This window comes from Salipaludibacillus sp. CF4.18, from assembly GCF_051262595.1.
Taxonomy (GTDB): Bacteria; Bacillota; Bacilli; order Bacillales; family Salisediminibacteriaceae; genus Salipaludibacillus; species Salipaludibacillus neizhouensis.
This window is the reverse complement of sequence record NZ_JBIMEV010000002.1, coordinates 58,167-75,617: the sequence shown is the minus strand read 5'-3', so window position 1 is coordinate 75,617 and position 17,451 is coordinate 58,167. Positions and strand designations below refer to the sequence as shown.

Annotated in this window: 17 protein-coding genes and 1 other annotated feature; all 17 genes read right to left on the bottom strand. The window is 38.0% G+C overall.

The features are described 5' to 3' along the window. Nucleotides 1-3: 3 nt before the first annotated feature. The gene (gene dnaG / locus ACHABW_RS02150; protein ID WP_435753843.1) at nucleotides 4-1,815 is read right to left on the bottom strand and encodes a DNA primase; all 1,812 of its coding nucleotides are present in this window, start codon (nucleotides 1,813-1,815) and stop codon (nucleotides 4-6) included. Between the two features lie 931 nt (nucleotides 1,816-2,746). Next, entirely contained in the window at nucleotides 2,747-3,580 is an 834-nt protein-coding gene (locus tag ACHABW_RS02145) for a pyruvate, water dikinase regulatory protein (RefSeq protein WP_110936674.1), read from the bottom strand. 30 nt (nucleotides 3,581-3,610) lie between these two features. Next, the gene (locus ACHABW_RS02140) at nucleotides 3,611-4,255 is read right to left on the bottom strand and encodes a helix-turn-helix transcriptional regulator (protein WP_110936675.1); all 645 of its coding nucleotides are present in this window, start codon (nucleotides 4,253-4,255) and stop codon (nucleotides 3,611-3,613) included. A gap of 86 nt (nucleotides 4,256-4,341) precedes the next feature. After that, nucleotides 4,342-6,432 carry a glycine--tRNA ligase subunit beta gene (gene glyS / locus ACHABW_RS02135; protein WP_435753842.1) on the bottom strand — a complete coding sequence of 697 codons (2,091 nt, stop codon included), beginning with the start codon at nucleotides 6,430-6,432 and terminating at the stop codon, nucleotides 4,342-4,344. Beyond that, nucleotides 6,425-7,315 (bottom strand): glycine--tRNA ligase subunit alpha, encoded by an 891-nt coding sequence (glyQ, locus tag ACHABW_RS02130; protein WP_183040877.1) that lies wholly within the window; start codon nucleotides 7,313-7,315, stop codon nucleotides 6,425-6,427. The genes glyS and glyQ overlap by 8 nt, the downstream gene beginning before the upstream one ends. A 95-nt stretch (nucleotides 7,316-7,410) precedes the next feature. Continuing rightward, nucleotides 7,411-7,581: a binding site (T-box leader), on the bottom strand. Between the two features lie 101 nt (nucleotides 7,582-7,682). Further along, nucleotides 7,683-8,444 (bottom strand): DNA repair protein RecO, encoded by a 762-nt coding sequence (recO, locus tag ACHABW_RS02125; protein ID WP_435753841.1) that lies wholly within the window; start codon nucleotides 8,442-8,444, stop codon nucleotides 7,683-7,685. A 30-nt stretch (nucleotides 8,445-8,474) separates the two neighbouring features. After that, nucleotides 8,475-8,624: a YqzL family protein gene (locus ACHABW_RS02120; protein WP_110936679.1), complete on the bottom strand. Its 150-nt coding sequence runs from the start codon at nucleotides 8,622-8,624 to the stop codon at nucleotides 8,475-8,477. A 98-nt stretch (nucleotides 8,625-8,722) separates the two neighbouring features. Next, complete coding sequence (era, locus tag ACHABW_RS02115; protein WP_110936680.1) at nucleotides 8,723-9,634, bottom strand: GTPase Era; 912 nt, start codon at nucleotides 9,632-9,634, stop codon at nucleotides 8,723-8,725. Next, on the bottom strand, nucleotides 9,624-10,025 hold the full coding sequence (locus ACHABW_RS02110) for a cytidine deaminase (protein ID WP_435753840.1): 402 nt from the start codon (nucleotides 10,023-10,025) through the stop codon (nucleotides 9,624-9,626). Before ACHABW_RS02110 ends, era begins: the two co-directional genes overlap by 11 nt. A 122-nt stretch (nucleotides 10,026-10,147) precedes the next feature. After that, nucleotides 10,148-10,540 (bottom strand): diacylglycerol kinase, encoded by a 393-nt coding sequence (locus tag ACHABW_RS02105; protein WP_435753839.1) that lies wholly within the window; start codon nucleotides 10,538-10,540, stop codon nucleotides 10,148-10,150. After that, nucleotides 10,524-10,988 carry an rRNA maturation RNase YbeY gene (gene ybeY / locus ACHABW_RS02100; RefSeq protein WP_435753838.1) on the bottom strand — a complete coding sequence of 155 codons (465 nt, stop codon included), beginning with the start codon at nucleotides 10,986-10,988 and terminating at the stop codon, nucleotides 10,524-10,526. Before ybeY ends, ACHABW_RS02105 begins: the two co-directional genes overlap by 17 nt. 4 nt (nucleotides 10,989-10,992) lie before the next feature. Continuing rightward, a complete protein-coding gene (locus ACHABW_RS02095) occupies nucleotides 10,993-13,209 on the bottom strand; it encodes an HD family phosphohydrolase (RefSeq protein ID WP_435753837.1) in 2,217 nt (738 codons plus the stop codon). Nucleotides 13,210-13,255: 46 nt separating this feature from the next. Next, nucleotides 13,256-14,236: a PhoH family protein gene (locus tag ACHABW_RS02090; protein WP_435753836.1), complete on the bottom strand. Its 981-nt coding sequence runs from the start codon at nucleotides 14,234-14,236 to the stop codon at nucleotides 13,256-13,258. A 6-nt stretch (nucleotides 14,237-14,242) separates the two neighbouring features. Beyond that, nucleotides 14,243-15,430, bottom strand: coding sequence for a sporulation protein YqfD (gene yqfD / locus ACHABW_RS02085; protein WP_435753835.1), 1,188 nt, complete (start codon nucleotides 15,428-15,430; stop codon nucleotides 14,243-14,245). A 14-nt stretch (nucleotides 15,431-15,444) separates the two neighbouring features. Beyond that, nucleotides 15,445-15,735 carry a sporulation protein YqfC gene (gene yqfC / locus ACHABW_RS02080; RefSeq protein WP_435753834.1) on the bottom strand — a complete coding sequence of 97 codons (291 nt, stop codon included), beginning with the start codon at nucleotides 15,733-15,735 and terminating at the stop codon, nucleotides 15,445-15,447. 126 nt (nucleotides 15,736-15,861) lie between these two features. After that, nucleotides 15,862-16,377: a hypothetical protein gene (locus ACHABW_RS02075; RefSeq protein WP_435753833.1), complete on the bottom strand. Its 516-nt coding sequence runs from the start codon at nucleotides 16,375-16,377 to the stop codon at nucleotides 15,862-15,864. 52 nt (nucleotides 16,378-16,429) lie between these two features. Beyond that, entirely contained in the window at nucleotides 16,430-17,437 is a 1,008-nt protein-coding gene (gene floA, locus ACHABW_RS02070; protein WP_110936689.1) for a flotillin-like protein FloA, read from the bottom strand. Nucleotides 17,438-17,451 lie beyond the last annotated feature (14 nt).

Genomic DNA, 17,451 nt, shown 5'->3' with positions numbered 1-17,451 from the left:
GATTCAATGGTTTTTTAATTCTTGTTTCATTTTGATGATTTGCATCGCTATTAACGCTGCTTCTCCAAAATTATTCATTTCTTCTGCTTTTTTTTGCTGTATTTTTAATTGATCAATTTCTCTATATTTAGGAAATTGATGAATCTGTTTCAGATAATCGTTCAATTCCTGCTCAGACAAGTCATGGTTAACCCTCTTCATCGCAAGACTAGTGGCTTTGCTTCTCAAATCACTATCTGATATTCTTTCTATAAAGTGAGATGGATTTGGGTCGTATCCTTCTCCGTAATAGCTATAAATGAGTGCGGCAATTGCTTGGTAGTCATCAATGTAAAAATTACCACCAATTTCTTTTTGCACATGGTCAGCTATTGACCTAGAATGAAGCATAAGGGCAATAAGTTCTCTTTCCGCATTTTCATGGGCGGGAAGCAATTTCTTGGCTTCCTTTGCTACCCTAGTTTGAACAGCTTTATGAATTTGCCGCTTTTGTTTTTTTTCAGCAACCTTCATTAGACCCATTTGTTCTTGCTTTAATGCTTCTAATGATAAAGAGAACTCATCCGCTAATTTTCTTAAATAGTGATCTCGCTCAACAGCACCGGATAATTGACTAATCTCCTGTAAAATGTTTTCTATATACGTTAAGCGATCTCCTTCTTGTTGAAGATTCTTGCCTTTGCGATAAAATTCAAAAATGAACGACATGAATGTCACACTCTGCAGGATGACATCCTGGTTAAATCGTTTTGAACCATGTTTTCTTATATAATCATCGGGATCGTCTCCATCAGGCAGTAATGCTACCTCTACTTCGAGACCAACATTCCGCAGTAATTGCCCGTTTTTATAGGTTGCTTGCATACCAGCATGGTCAGAATCGTAACAAATAATAATCCGATCAATATTTCTGCGCAACATTTTTGCTTGATTTTCAGTTAATGCCGTACCCAATCCGCCTATCCCGTTGTCTATACCCGCCCTCCATGCAGAAATAACATCAACATACCCTTCAAACAAAACAGCTTCACTTTTCTTTTTCATTAAAGGGCGAGCCTGATGAAAATAATAGAGAATATCACTCTTATTAAAAAGCTGGGATTCGGGACTATTTAGGTATTTAGGCTTACCATCATTTAACACACGACCACCAAAAGCAACCATTTTCCCTTGTCGGTCCCAAATGGGAAACATGATTCGGTCTCGGAATTTGTCATACGCTTTGGAGTCAGAGTCTCTTAAACCGACGAGACCCGCTTGTTCCATCTCTTCCATGGAAAAATCCCTTTTCAGTAAAAAACGGGAAAGAAACTCCCAGGAATTTGGTGCGTATCCAATTTGAAAGTGGTCAATAACCTCTTTCGTGAATCCTCTACCCCTTAAATACTCTCTTGCTTGTTTCCCTTCATCAGAAACGGTCAATACATGATGGTAGAGCTTTGCTGCTAGCTGGTGCGCTTCGTGCCAACTCTTTGATTTGTTATCTGAACTCTCGTCCGTTTTGGACAGAGCATCTAATTCTGGAATGGTTACATCTGTTTTATTGGCCAGTTTTTCAACTGCTTCAATAAAACTAACATCTTCTATTTCCATGACAAATGAAAATGCATTCCCACCAGCGCCACAACCAAAACAATGGTACAACTGTTTATCGGGTGAAACAGAAAAAGAGGGCGTTTTTTCTCCATGAAAAGGACATAACCCTTGGAAGTTTCTTCCCTGTTTTTTAAGCTGAACATACTCACTAACTATATCAACGATATCCAGTGATTGACGGACTTGTTCAATTTTTTCATCAGGAATTCGTTGACTCACCAGACTCACCAACCTTTTATTTCAAAACATTCCTTAACCGCGGAAGCACCTAAGCTTCGATTGAGGTATTATCTTGTTTGTTTCGGATTACACCCGATCCTCCTTATAGCGTTTTTAGGTCATAGCAGTACAGCTCTTCATTAGCTTCACTTGGAGGGTGACAAGGCACCGTACAAAATAATCTATTCCTGATCAGGTAATTCCACTCTCCTCTTCACTCAATGAAAAACTTACTATGGTTTAATCAACAACTGGATTCATCACCATCGACAAAAATCCTCATATTTTTCTTTTGCATATGTTGGTTATTCTACATCCATTTTCAGAATCCTTCTTTTTTGGCCACTTATTCCATATTCCCTAAAAAAATAAGAGAGAAGAAATAAATTAACATAATGACTCTTACTATCTTTACCAAAAAAAAAATAAAAAGTCTTGACATTTACAATTTATTTGTTCTCACTGTAATTATTCCTATTTTTATTTATTATTATCAAGTCACAATATTTCATTATATAGGATAAATTGACTTTTGACTAGAATTTTCTCTTATTTCTCATTTTTCTAGAAAAGACAGTTCAAATACTAGTAAATCCACGTTCCAAACAACACTTCAAGTGCCCATACAAACGATGACACTAGTTAATAATTAGAAAATCATAAGAACTTGAATGACTATTTTAGAAAAGAAATTATATTATAAATTTATTTTAATAATTTTAAATGCAGGCTGCTATTTAAACTATGTCGCGCTGAAAAAAATCTTGAAAAGCTTATTAATCATCTAATAAATAAAAACAAGAATAAAAAGTAAAATATCGGATAAACATCTTAATACCGTGTTTCTTCACTTAAATATATTTTTCACAAGCAAAATATGCCCACATAAACGAAGACCCAAAGGAGGAAACCCCAGTGAGCCTTTAACCATTTATTCTTTTTCTTTACGCTGGACAATTTGAAATATTAGATTTGCTGTTTCTTCTACTGCTTTAGTCGACACGTCAATTACTTCACACCCAATGCGCTTCATTACTCCGGCCGAGTAAACAAGTTCATCTTCAATGCGTTGAATTTTAGCATAGTTTGCTTCTTCTTTTAGTCCCAGAGCTTTTAAACGCTCTGTTCGAATACCATTCAACTTAACGGGACTGATCGTTAAGCCAATTACCTTGTCACTATTTATAGAGAATAGTTCCTCCGGTGGTTCTACTTCAGGAACTAAAGGAACATTGGCAACTTTGAGACGCTTATGGGCAAGATATTGTGATAATGGTGTTTTTGACGTTCGAGACACACCTACAAGCACAACATCGGCCCGCAGAATGCCTCTAGGATCTCTTCCATCATCATATTTCACCGCAAATTCAATGGCTTCTACTTTTTTAAAATAATCCTCATCCAGCATATGGATAAGACCAGATTCATTTTTAGGAGGACATTGTAACTTCTTTTCCATCATGGCAACCATTGGTGAAAGAATATCATGCGAAGGTATATTATGGAGCTTTGCCTGCTCAACCAGATGTGTCTTAACTTCCGGAAGAACAACAGTAAATGCAATCATTCCATGATTTTCTTTCGCAAGAGCAATAACCTCATCTACCGTCCCGATATCTCCCACATAGGGAATACGTTGTATCATTGTTTTATCTTCATCAAATTGACTAATCGCTGCTTTTACTACTAGTTCAGCAGTTTCACCAACAGAGTCCGATATAACATAAACGATCGACCGATTAACGGGAATTTGTGAATTAATCATATATACTCCTCTCATTTTGACAGAGAAACCTTAAGAATGAATATCATCATCAGCAATAAATACGAATGCTTTCGTTATATTCGTCTTCGTCAATCGCCCAATTACTTCATGGTGGATTTCGCCATCAGTTTCAACTTCTTTTACGACAGGAAGTCCGTCGATTTGCTTGCCTATTAGTTTGTTTGCTACTTCCAACATACTGTCAGAAGGATGACATGTTGTAACATTTGGCATCCTCGTCATGATTATACTTACTGGAACTGATTCTAAGTCTTGCTTCCCCATACTTGCCCGAAGCAAATCCTTTCTAGAAACAATCCCGATCAGGTGTTTCCTTTTATTAACAACAAAGAGAGTTCCGACATCCTCAAGAAACATCGTGCATATCGCATCGTACACAGATGCCGATTCCTCCACAACTACCGGAATTGATTGAAACTCTTTTACCGTTAGCTTTTTCATTCGTTCATTAAAGAGCTGTGAACCGGTCTTACCGGTATAATAATAGCCCACTCGCGGTCTAGCATCTAAAAATCCAGACATGGTCAAAATAGCGAGATCAGGTCTTAAAGTTGCTCGCGACAATGAAAGTTTTTGAGCAATTTGCTCACCAGTAATAGGACCGCTTTCTTTTACGATAACAATAATCTTTTCTTGTCTTTCATTAAGTTCCATTGCCTTCACCGCCCTCTGTACTCAGGCAAGAGTAATTCTAACTAACCTTATTATATCTTAGTCTTCCCTGCAGGTCTAAAATCTTTCTATTCCTCTGCATGAAACACAATCACTTGGAATTCAGCAAAAGACGTAATGATTGCGGCAACTTTTTTCATTTGTGCTAATCTATTTTGCTTGATATCATTATCTTCGGCCATGACCATAATATTTGCAAAATAATCATGAATAACTGGTTCCAACTCTTTTAATTGCGCATACGCGTCAGAAATATTCCCCTCTTCCAAAAGCTGAGCAATTTTTGATTGTTTTTCTTCCGCTTTGTTTTGCAATGTTATTTCTGCTTGCTCTTTTAGAAGAACAGTGTTTACCTCTTCTTGATCATTCGCTTTTTTAGCAATATTCAGGACGCGACTGAATGCTTCCACATCTTTTTTAAATTCATTCGTATTTAGTAATGTCATTAAAAATTCTGCTCGATAAACTGTTTTAGAAACAAATCCTATCTCGGTACTCAGAACAGCATCCGCGACATCATAGCGGACGCCCCGCTCCTGAAGCATATTTTTATAACGGAGCCTTATAAAATCCTCCATGTCTTTCATGACATCTACTTTATCACGGTTTAGAAGGCCTTTTTCAGCAATAATTTCAAGCGTTTCCTTGATTACCGAAAATAAATTAACATCCCATTCTTGTGATAAAAAGATTGTTAATACTGCCGCAGTTTGACGGCGCAAGCCATGTGGATCTTGAGAACCGGTTGGTATGTTACCAATTCCGAAACTAGTAACAATTGTATCTAATTTATCAGCTACGCTAACATAGGCACCAATAGACGTGCTTGGTGGCTGATCACCAGATTGTTTTGGTAAATAATGCTCACGGATTGCTTTCGCTACTTCTGCTTCTTCACCAAACTTTAGAGCATACTCTTCCCCCATTCTTCCCTCCAGTTCCGGAAATTCATTGACCATGTGGGTTACTAAATCAGCCTTTGCTAGTTGGGCAGCACGCTTTGTTTGATTAAGTTGAGTGGGACTAGCTCCTGTTTTTACAGCGATCTTTTCTGAAATTTCTTCTATCCTCCGAACTTTGTCACCAACAGAACCAAGTTTTTCGTGATAAACAATTGCTTCTAAACGAGGTAACCTTGAATCTAGTGACTTTTTCAAATCCTCCTGATAGAAAAACTCAGAGTCAGCAAGGCGTGCCCGTAATACTTTTTCATTTCCTTTTTGAACGTTCTCTAAATGACGATGATCACCATTACGGACAGTCACGAAATGAGGCAGCAGCTCTCCTGCTTTATTTTTCACCGGGAAATATCGCTGATGTTCACGCATCGATGTAATTAATACCTCATCAGGAACTTTTAAAAATCGTTCGTCAAAGTTTCCAAAAAGAGCTGTAGGGTATTCTACCAGATTATTTACTTCTTCCAATAATCCGTCATCAATAGGAATGACCCAGTCTTCACTCTCTGCTATTCGCTCGATTTGAGTGCGTATAGCCTCTTTTCTCTCCATTGGGTTTACCATAACATGCTCACTTAAAAGCGTTTCAACGTAACTATCAGCATCAGCCAGCTGTCTCGTTGTCCCTAAAAAACGATGTCCTATCGTTTCATTGCCGGTATGGACGTTCGTTATTTCAAACGGAATAACCTCGGATCCATATAATGCTACAAGCCACTTCACGGGTCTGACATAACGGAGGTCATTGGCACCCCACTTCATGTTTTTAGGAAAAGGAACACGCAGAATAACATCTTTTAATTGCGGTAGAAGTTCAACTGTCTTTTGACCCGTCACATGCTTTTTAACAAAAACGTATTCCTCGCCTTTTAATTCTTTGAAAAATAAATCATCGACAGAAACCTTTTGTCCCCTTGCAAATCCTTGAGCCGCTTTCGACCAGTTTCCTGACTCATCCATCGCAATTTTCTTAGAAGGTCCTTTTGCTTCTTCTTCAATATCACGTTGTGTTCCTTCCAACCCTTTAATGACTATTGCTAGGCGTCTTGGAGTTGAGTAAGCCTCTATGTTATTATATCGAAGGCGATTTTCCTTCAACCACTTTTCTACTAATCCCGATAGATTGTTCATTGCATCCGTGACAAATCTCGCAGGCATCTCTTCTAATCCAACTTCTAGCAATAACGATTGATTATTCATGAGATGTTTCCTCCTTATCCTTCAACATTGGAAATCCTAAATCTTCCCGTACATTGTAATACTGCTGAGCACAATTCCTTGCTAAGTTTCTGACCCGTCCAATGTACCCCGTTCGCTCGGTTACCGATATGGCACCTTGCGCATCTAATAGATTAAATACGTGCGAGCATTTTAAAACATAGTCATAAGCAGGTATAACAAGTTTTTCTTCTAAAATTCTCTGTGCTTCTTTCTCATATTTAGAGAACAAATCAAACAGCATCGCTGCATCTGCAACCTCAAACGCATATTTTGACTGTTCATATTCATTTTGTAAAAAGACATCTCCATACGTGAATCCATTCACCCATTCAAGATCAAATACATTTTCTTTATCTTGAATGTATGAAGCAAGTCTTTCAATACCATAAGTGATTTCAACAGATACAGGCTTAGCGTCTAAACCGCCTACTTGCTGGAAATAAGTAAATTGGGTGATTTCCATTCCATCGAGCCATACTTCCCAACCTAGTCCCCATGCAGCTAACGTCGGAGCTTCCCAGTTATCCTCCACAAAGCGTATATCATGTTCTGCTGGATTTATTCCTAATTGTTTAAGGCTTTCTAAATACAATTCCTGAATATTGTCTGGAGAAGGTTTCATGACTACCTGGAACTGATGGTGCTGGTATAAACGGTTCGGGTTTTCACCGTATCTTCCATCTGCCGGACGTCTAGAAGGTTCTACATACGCAACATTCCACGGCTCTGGTCCTATACTTCTTAAAAATGTCATAGGGTTCATCGTACCAGCACCTTTTTCCACGTCATAAGGTTGCAAAATCAAGCAGTTTTGGTTGCCCCAAAATTTTTGTAACGTTAAAATCATTTCTTGAACGTTCATTTTCATACCCCTCCAATAATAGTGTTTACAAAACTAAAACATTAGACTATTCTTATAAAATCAAAAAACTCTCATCCCTATGCCCAGACTTTGGACATAGGGACGAGAGTTACCCGCGGTTCCACCCTAATTGCATATAAGAATATGCCTCTTTCTAAAGTATGCTCCGGAACGCCTTCTTTACTGTCATTGACGCTTAGCTTTCACCGCCCTAAGCTCGCTTTTGTCAAGATTAAGTAAGTACTATTTTCCTTCTTCGCATTTATAAGTATAATAAAAAAATTTCTTTTGCTTCTAACGTGTGATCTATGCTTATACAGCAAAATCGTTTTGCTTTCACTTTTCTAACATATTACATAAAGAACACTTACGTGTCAATGTGTTGATCTGTAAACTTCTCCATTTGATCTAAAAAGCGCTTTGATTTCAAATACACACCAACATGTTCCTGGTAGTACATTTCCAAGACTTTTTTCAATTGCTGTTTTGTTTCCGTTTTGACCGAGATATGCCCGATCCTAGTTGGATTCAACTGCTGAAATAATTGCAGTAATTTAATCGTTGCTGAGGAAACCTTTAAATGGTAGTCATCTATATGCATACATTGAGAGCATAAAACACCACCTTGGCGTAAAGAAAACACAAATGGCAGATCAAATCTGCCACAATTTGTGCATTCATGAAGTACTGGCATTGAACCCGTGTAAGCCAACATTTTTGTTTCAAATATCCGTAACAGTATTTCGCCATCCTCTCCTTCATTCAAGTGATGAAGGAGCTGATAAATTAACTCAAACAAATACGGATTCTTTTCGCGATCGTCAATAAGTTTATCTAGCAATTCAACCATATAAGCCCCGTATGCCGTTAACATTAAATCACTTCTAATCTCACGGAATGAATCCAAAATATCCGCTTGGTTTAAAGTGCCAATCCCTTTAGATTGATGATATACAAACGAGCCATAAATAAATAATTGTGAACTTGAAGCAAACCGACTTTTAGGTTTTTTCGCTCCTTTGGCCATTAAGGCAACCTTGCCAAATTCCCGGGAATAAACCGTTAGTATTTTATTTGATTCTCCATAGTTAGTTGTTCTAATAACGATTCCCTCTATTTTTTGTAACAAAGCCACCACCTCTAATTCATAAGCATTAACTTAGTGAAGAAGCGACTCTTGATCCTCCGAGGAAAGTCCCTCTTCTTGTAGAGGGTTTTCTTCCATTCCATCCCTTTCTACCTCTTTATAAAGTAAATAGGATTCCGGGTGTCCTGTAACTGCAAAAAGATTCCAAGTTAAATGTTTCATTAAACCTCGCCCCTTTCATGCAAAGAACGTTTTTTCGTTCTCCTCAATTATTAGGATGACCCTCTCCGTAAGGAATAAATCATGAAATAATTACCCACTTAGTAATCTTCTTCCCCGTAACCAAAATCTCTCAAATATTTTGGCTTATTACGCCAATCTTTTTCTACTTTTACCCAAAGTTCCAAGAAAATTTTTGACCCAAGAATCTTTTGAATATCTTCCCTAGCTAATCTTCCTATCTCTTTAAGTAATTTTCCCTGCTTACCAATCACAATGCCTTTTTGAGAGCTTCTTTCTACAACAATCGTTGCTCCAACATACACCGTGTCCGTATTGTCCCGGTGCTTTACTTGTTCAATCTCCACAGCGATAGAGTGTGGAATTTCTTCATGTGTCAGATGTAAAACTTTTTCCCTTATCATTTCTGACATAAGAAATCTTTCAGGGTGGTCTGTAACTTGATCCTCAGGATAGTATTGCGGTCCTTCGCCCATGTAGGAAAAAACCTGATCCACTAAAGTATTGACATTATTTCCATTTAAAGCGGATATTGGAATCACTTCTGTAAACGAAAAAGAGTTTTGATATTGTTGAATAAGCGGTAACAGCTCATCAGGGTGTACTTCATCAATTTTATTAAGAATTAAAAAGACAGGCGTCTGCAAATTTTTAAGACGTTCAATAATAAATCTGTCTCCTGCACCTTTTCCTTCTTTAGCGTCAACTAAAAAGAGGACAACGTCTACCTCTCTTAGCGTGTTTTGGGCTATTTTTGTCATAAAATCACCTAAACGGTGTTTCGGCTTGTGAATCCCTGGTGTATCAATAAACACTAGTTGACCGCGATCTTCTGTGTAGACCCCCTGGATACGATTTCTCGTTGTCTGAGGTTTATCACTCATGATGGCGATTTTTTGACCCAGCAAATTATTCAAAAGTGTCGATTTTCCGACGTTTGGTCGACCAATTAAGGCTGCAAATCCAGATTTCTTAGTTCCTTTATTTTCCATGTAGATCCTCCGGTGTAAAAGCTCCTGGTAATAGTTCAGTAACTTTCCATTCTGATGTAATACCTTTTAAATTTGTTAAATATACCATTGTATCTGGTTGTAGTAGTTCAGACATCACTTGTCTGCACGCTCCACACGGTGATACAGGCCCCTCCGTGTCCGCAATGACCGAGATTGCCTTAAAGTCTCGAGCCCCCTCAGAGACTGCTTTAAAGATCGCTGTGCGCTCGGCACAATTAGTCATGCTGTAAGCAGCGTTTTCAATATTACACCCATGATACACGACACCATCGTTCGTTAACAAAGCTGCACCTACCTGGAATTTAGAATACGGTACATAAGCTTTCTCTCTTGCGAACTTTGCTTCTTTTAATAATGATTCTTTATCCATTTCATCACCTTCACATTGAAAATATTTAATATAGCAGTTTCCGGACAATTCTAATAACTGTGAATTTGACCAATTTTAGCTAGTAGTTTTACGAAAACAGTTCGTTAATTTATTTACTTCTTTTAGAAAAAAAGATTGTATATTCTTGGAAGGAATATCATACATCCCACAACAGCTGCTGTCAAAGCAAACATAAATACAGCACCAGCTGCTACATCCTTAATAATTTTTGCTCTCTCGTCATATGTTTGTACAACAAGATCAACCATGTGCTCTAAAGCAGTATTAATCAATTCCATTCCAAGGACTGCACCAATGACAACAACTAAGATAATTTGCTCGGTGAAAGGAATAGTTAATAATTGCGCCACCACCATAATTACGATCGAAATAACACTGTGAATACGAAAGTTCTGTTCGTATTTCCATGTATGCCGAACTCCTTGAGATGCATAAAAGAAACTCTTCTTCAGGCGATTCCACGAGACAAATGGCTGGTTATTTTTTGAGTCCATGTTCCTGCAATATTTCCTCTTGACGTGAAAACATCTTTTGTTCATCTTCTTCAGAATCATGAATATATCCCACTAAGTGAAGGAAGCCATGGACAGCTAAAAAACAAAGCTCCCGATGAAAATCATGACCATACTCTTCTGCCTGTGCATGTGCCTGAGGAAGAGAAATAATAATATCTCCCAATAAATTCGGAACTTCGCCTGTCTCACCAACGTCGTCTCCTTCATCTAATGCAAAAGATAACACATCTGTTGGGCGGTCGATACCACGATATTCTTTGTTTAATTCATGTATTTTTTCTTCATCTACGAATATAATTGAAATTTCAGATTCCTCTGCAATAGATTCATATGTCAATGCAGTTCTTATAACATTACTGACCAATTCTTGGTCAAAACTAGAGAGTGTTTCTGTTTCATCTAGCAAATCAATTGTATAATTACTCATTGTTTTACCCCTCCTTTTTTTCGGCAATTTCATCATCCGGATACTCTATCCTTGAATGAAAAGTTCCTTGCATCGTTTCTAATAAAGATGTTGCTAGCGTATTTAATTCCTTTAATGTTAAATCACACATATCAAACTGACCATCTTCCAACCGGTCAGAAATAATTTTTCTGACAAGCGACTCAATTTTTTCGGGTGTCGGGTTTTGCATAGATCTCACTGCTGCTTCCACCGCATCCGCAATGCCTACAATGGCTGATTCTTTTGTCATTGCCTTCGGACCGGGATATCGATAATCACTTTCAGACACATCCTCACCAAGCTCTTGCTTCGCTTTGTAGTAAAAGAATTTTAACAATGTCGTTCCATGGTGTTGTTCTGCAATATCAATTAATTCTTTCGGCAATTTATTGGCACGTAGCATCTCAGCACCATCGTATGGATGAGCTATTATGATCGTTTTGCTTAGTTGAGGGCTCAATTTATCATGAGGGTTACCCATTTTCATCTGGTTTTCTATAAAAAAATGAGGCCTTCTTGTTTTTCCAATATCATGATAATATGCCCCAACTCTAGCCAATAATCCATTTGCACCTACCGCCTCACACGCTGCTTCTGCTAAATTGGCTACCATCACACTATGATGATAAGTTCCTGGTGCTTCTAACAGAATCTTTCTCAATAAAGGATCATTGGGATTTGATAATTCAATGAGCTTGGTATTTGACAGTACCCCAAATCCTGCCTCAATAAAAGGAAGTAGCCCAATTGTTAAAACTGCTGCGATAAAGCCGCTTAAGACAGCAAAACCAAAGTTAGATCCTATATCCATCCACCCGTATTGGGCGTTTTTCAGCATAAGAAGCGCCATAACGACAAGAATATTGATAATTGCAACAAACATACCAGCCTGGAGTACCCTCATCACCCGATGAGATTTATTCAAGAAAAATACTCCTGCTATGCCACTAAAGAATATATACACACCATGCGAATAATCTAATATCCCTGTCGCTTGGTTGTTAAACATAATACTTGCGATAATTGCAAATACCATACTCGTAAACAGAGCAATTCTCGCGTTTAATAATATCGTTAAAAGCATAGTTCCCATTGCTACTGGAGCAATGTAAGTAATTCCATCTAATTCAATGCCGTGCATGATACTGACTAACTTCATTATTCCTAGTGAAAGAATATAAATTAATGAGTACATGAGTAAATGCGTATTATTGGTTTTTAAAGAGGTTTTTGCATCACTTAAGTAATATCCAAGCATGGAAATTAATAAAATAACTATAATTGCAAGCCCTATATATGGGTAAAACATCGTAACTTCTTCTGTTAGCCCTACCAGCGATAACTTTTGATAAAGTTCAGAAGTAATAACTTGTCCTTCTTCAACGAGCAGTTGTCCTTCTCTGACCATAACCGGCTCAACTTGTTCTTGTGCCATTTCTCTAGCTTCTAAAGTTGCTTCTTCATCTAACATATAATTAGGAGTTATTCCAAATCGTGCAATTTCAATCATCGCTCTCGATAATTGAAAGTTAGCAGTAGCCGTTAATACTTTTTCTTCTGCTTGATCTTTCGCCTCTGATACTTGGTCCATCGGAATTTCAATATTCATGACATCATCCACAACACTTGTTGTCGTTTCTTGAGCCATTTGCAAATTTTCAGAAGATGATTCCAGCAAAGTTATCAGCGTCTCATCAGATAACACATCACTTGTTTGCTGTGTTAACGTAGTCCTGACCTTTTCCAGCATATCATCAGTACTTATAGGTCCAGTCATGTCGAGCGTCTCATCATTCTCAGGTGCATCTTCTCTAACATCTAGTTGTAAATCAATTTCAAATTCAGACTCAGCAAGATCGGCTTCCGCCCTCACTTGTTTAACGGTATGAAACACATCCTGAATACGTTCTATTTGATTTTGAGCGTACCTTGGTTTTAGAGAATAAACGGGTTCAACAGATTCATAAGCGTCCAGCCTTAGTCTATCGGTTTCTTCTCTATTCTCAATCGTCAAAGGGGAGCGAATATCCTGCTCGGATATTGTCCCAAGTTCTACCTCAAAAGTATCAGGAATGACATTCGAAACCAATAATCCGTATGTAACCATTCCTAAAATAAAAAATAGAGATATTCTGATATATCTGTGTGCTTTTACTTTATTCCACCACGTATGCTGGTCAATTGATGAACGTAAAGACATGCCCACCCTCCCTTTTTAAAGACCCTACTCATAAACTTATCCATTTTTAGTTAGTTTTATTTTCGCGATCATCCTCTGCTTCATAGGCACGAATAATTTTTTGCACAAGCGTATGCCGAACTACATCAGACGGTTCTAAGTGGATAAATGACATACCTTCCACATTGCTCAAAATATTAGTTGCGACTTTTAATCCAGACACTTTGCCACGGGGAAGGTCTATTTGTGTTAAGTCACCTGTAATAACCATTCTGGAACCGAACCCTAGACGTGTAAGAAACATCTTGATTTGCTCTGATGTTGTGTTCTGTGCTTCGTCTAATATAATAAATGAGTCATCCAATGTGCGCCCTCTCATATATGCAAGAGGTGCAATCTCTATTGTCCCTCGCTCAATCAAACGTTCTGTATGTTCAGCTCCTAATAGATCATGTAGAGCATCATACAAAGGACGCAGGTAAGGGTCTACTTTTTCTTTTAAATCCCCTGGCAGGAACCCTAAACTTTCCCCGGCTTCAACCGCAGGGCGAGTCAATACAATTTTTTTTACATGTCCTTCTTTTAATGCATGAACTGCTAATACCACAGCTAAATAGGTTTTACCTGTTCCAGCGGGCCCAATCCCAAAAACAATATCATTTTTTCGGATTGCTGATACATAGTGACGCTGACCTAAAGTCTTCGCCAAAATTGGTTTCCCTTTGGATGTCGTTGTTATTTTATCTTCGTACAAGTCAGTCATCTCATCCAATAAGCCACGATTAGATAGCTGAGATGCATAAACAACATCTCTTTCTTGAATAGCGACACCATTTCTAATCAATTTTAATAGCATCTCTAAAATATCAACAATATGCTTAATCGTTTCTTCATCACCAGAAATAGTTACTTCTTGACCTCTTGTTAATATCGTTGTTGAAAACGTTTCTTCCAGTCGTTGTAAATGTTTATCATTTGGTCCAAACAAAGCTTGTACTTCATTTGCCCCTTGAATGTTTAAATCTATTGTCTTTTTATTCTCCGTCAAATTTACTCAGTCTCCTTGAATGATAGGCTGTCTCACCGCGATATCATCGATGATTTTAAAGTGTATGGATACCTTTACTTTACCACCCTCAATTGATTGGTGCAAAACTTTTTCATCCATAATTTGTGCGTGATTGGAAAAATTATCAAGTAAACTTTTTTTCCCTTCCTCCATAGCAATTTCCAATGCCTCTTTTTTTAGCAATTCTTTTTCAATATCTTCTATTCCGTATTCATAAGAATACCCATATGAAATGGGAAGAGTTACACCTAGTATCTCCCAATTCTCTCTAAAAATTTCTTTCACTGTTTCCTCTGAATTAGGTTTACCTATCCCCCATATCGGAAATTGGAATCGATCATTACCGATAAAATGTTTTTTTTGAACTTCTCCAGTTAACTCTTCCACAGCGGATAAAAGAGGGACCTCAATGTCAGCTTTGTACCAAAACTCTCCTAGAACTGTTCCTGTAGCTGACACTTGCTTTTCTTCTCCTTCTTTACCTATATTACCCGAGACTAATATATCACCCTTTTCGACAAGTTCATTCTCACGCACGACCAATTTTCCTTTTTCTACAAAAAAGTCATGAACCATCGCTTTTCTAGTTGCTACTAAGTGACCGTTTATCGTAGCAGGTGTTTTTTCAACAATCTCTTTTTCCACTATTTGGAAGTGGTAAGATGAGCCTTGTCTTGTAACCCCTACCCAAGTAATATCTTCTCTTTCATTCATGATATGCGTTTGAATTTGTTCAGGAGGTGGCAAAAATAATGCGATACTTCCCTTTTTAACTCCCAATTCGTCTATCGTTGTCATTACTTCGTGTTCTAACTCCGGAGTAGCTCCATCTATTTCAATTTTCCAAACCATATTAGAAAGCACAATTATACAGAGAAAACAACTTAATATACCCATAACCATTCCCTTGCGATTCCATATGCTTACCCATAAAAAAGGTGCGCCTTTCTTTCTCGTAAATGTAACCTTGCAGGACAAAAGCTTGGCCACTTTTTTGACAGCCCCCAAATCTTCTAAATTAACATGGGCTGTGAAAATCTCTTCTGACTCGTATTCAATCCCCCATATCTCTAAACCAATTTCTTTGCTCAGTCTAATAAATTTCTCAGGAGTCGTCTCTTTGATCCGAATTTTCATGAAACCTTTGTAATTCTTCAGCCAATCATTACGCATATTTACTTCTCCTCTCAGTCACGATTTCTATCGAGATAATGGACATCTTTTATTTTTCCTTCAAGTAATATTTCTTCAGCATGGATTTTCTTGATGATGAACTGTTCACCTCTAATTAAAAGTTCCCCATCCGTTAAAGCTAGCTTTAATTCCTTGTCTGTAAATAACAAGACACCTTGATGGTTCTCAATATAAATATGAAGGTTCCCAACCAAAGTGATCCTAGGTAAATCCATCACAACATCGGCAGGTAAATCTAAATAATTTACCATCCACTTTTTTACCCATTTATGAAATTGCTTCATGTTGAACCACCTCTCCACTAATATGTATGAATTTAATCACTCTACTATCACAAAAAAGAAAAGAGACTAGCTGATTTATCACTAAAAGTGATAAATCAAACTAGTCTCTCAAGTTTAACTATATGATTATGGGCGTCTTCGTCCTTTAGGCTTCCCTAAAATTTCTGCCCAAATGACTCCTTTTACTGCATCGTTTCCAGAAACTCTGCTAAAGTCGAGTCTGACTTTAGGTGACCTTGCATTTCCTGGACGACCTATTGCAGAATCATCCACTTCTCCAGCTCTTTTCATTGCTTGTTTTTTACGCTCTTGAAGCCTATTATAACGTTCTTGCAGCTCATGACTTGCAGTGCCTATTTCAGCATCTACCTCTGATAGCGATGCACTCCTTGAATCTGAGTCATTTGAGTGATCCTCTGCTTGACGTTCTTGGGGATAATTATCCGCTGACCGTTCTTCCTGGCGAAAAATATCTTTCCAATCAACCTCTTGCTTTCGATTATCAGTTTCTGATTTATGCTGCGACTGTCCTTGTTCCGGAGCATTCTTTTTGGCACTGCCACGAAAAAAGCTAATCAATGCTGCAATGATGAAAAAGAGAATAAGAGGTGATTCTTGTAATAATTGGAATATACCTTCCATTAATCTACGCTCCCTTCATAATAGGAACAAAAGGAAGTCCCTCTTTCAATCATTACCGATTGGATCCTGGGTTATTTGTATCATCTTCACTTGAGTCAGTAGCTTTACCGATAGATCCTCTCATATCCGTATCTGCCTTGACATTGTTGAAGTTCATGTAATCCATTACCCCTAAATTTCCTGAACGGAAAGCTTCCGCCATAGCCCTAGGTACTTCTGCTTCCGCTTCAACAACCTTCGCTCGCATTTCTTCTACTCTTGCTGTCATTTCTTGCTCAGCTGCAACAGCCATAGCACGACGTTCTTCTGCTTTAGCTTGAGCAATTTTCTTGTCAGCTTCTGCTTGATCCGTTTGCAATCCTGCTCCAATGTTTTTACCGATATCAATATCAGCAATATCAATTGATAGAATTTCAAACGCTGTACCAGCATCTAAGCCTTTTTTCAATACCGTCTGAGAAATCATGTCTGGACTTTCCAGCACTGCCGCATGATTTTTAGCGGAACCAATTGTAGATACAATCCCTTCACCAACTCGGGCGATGATTGTTTCTTCTCCAGCACCCCCGACAAGGCGATCAATGTTAGCACGAACAGTAATTCTAGCTTTGGCTTTCACTTCGATACCATCCATTGCCACACCAGCAATAAAAGGCGTTTCAATTACTTTCGGATTAACACTCATTTGAACAGCTTCTAGTACATCACGTCCTGCCAGATCAATAGCAGCGGCACGTTCAAATGTCAAATCAATATTTGCTCGTTGTGCAGCGATGAGAGCGTTTACGACTCTATCTACGTTACCACCTGCCAAATAATGGCCTTCAAGCTTGTTAGTATTGAGTTCTAAACCAGCTTTTACAGCTTTAATCAATGGATTAACAACACGATGTGGTATAACCCGACGAAGCCTCATTCCAACTAGTTCGAAAATACCTACCTTAACACCAGCAGCCCATGCAGAAATCCACAATGCCACTGGAACAAATGTTACAAGTACACCTATTGCAATTATAATAAGACCAATGACAATAAATATACCAATCTCTTCTAAGTTCATTTGTTTTCCTCCTT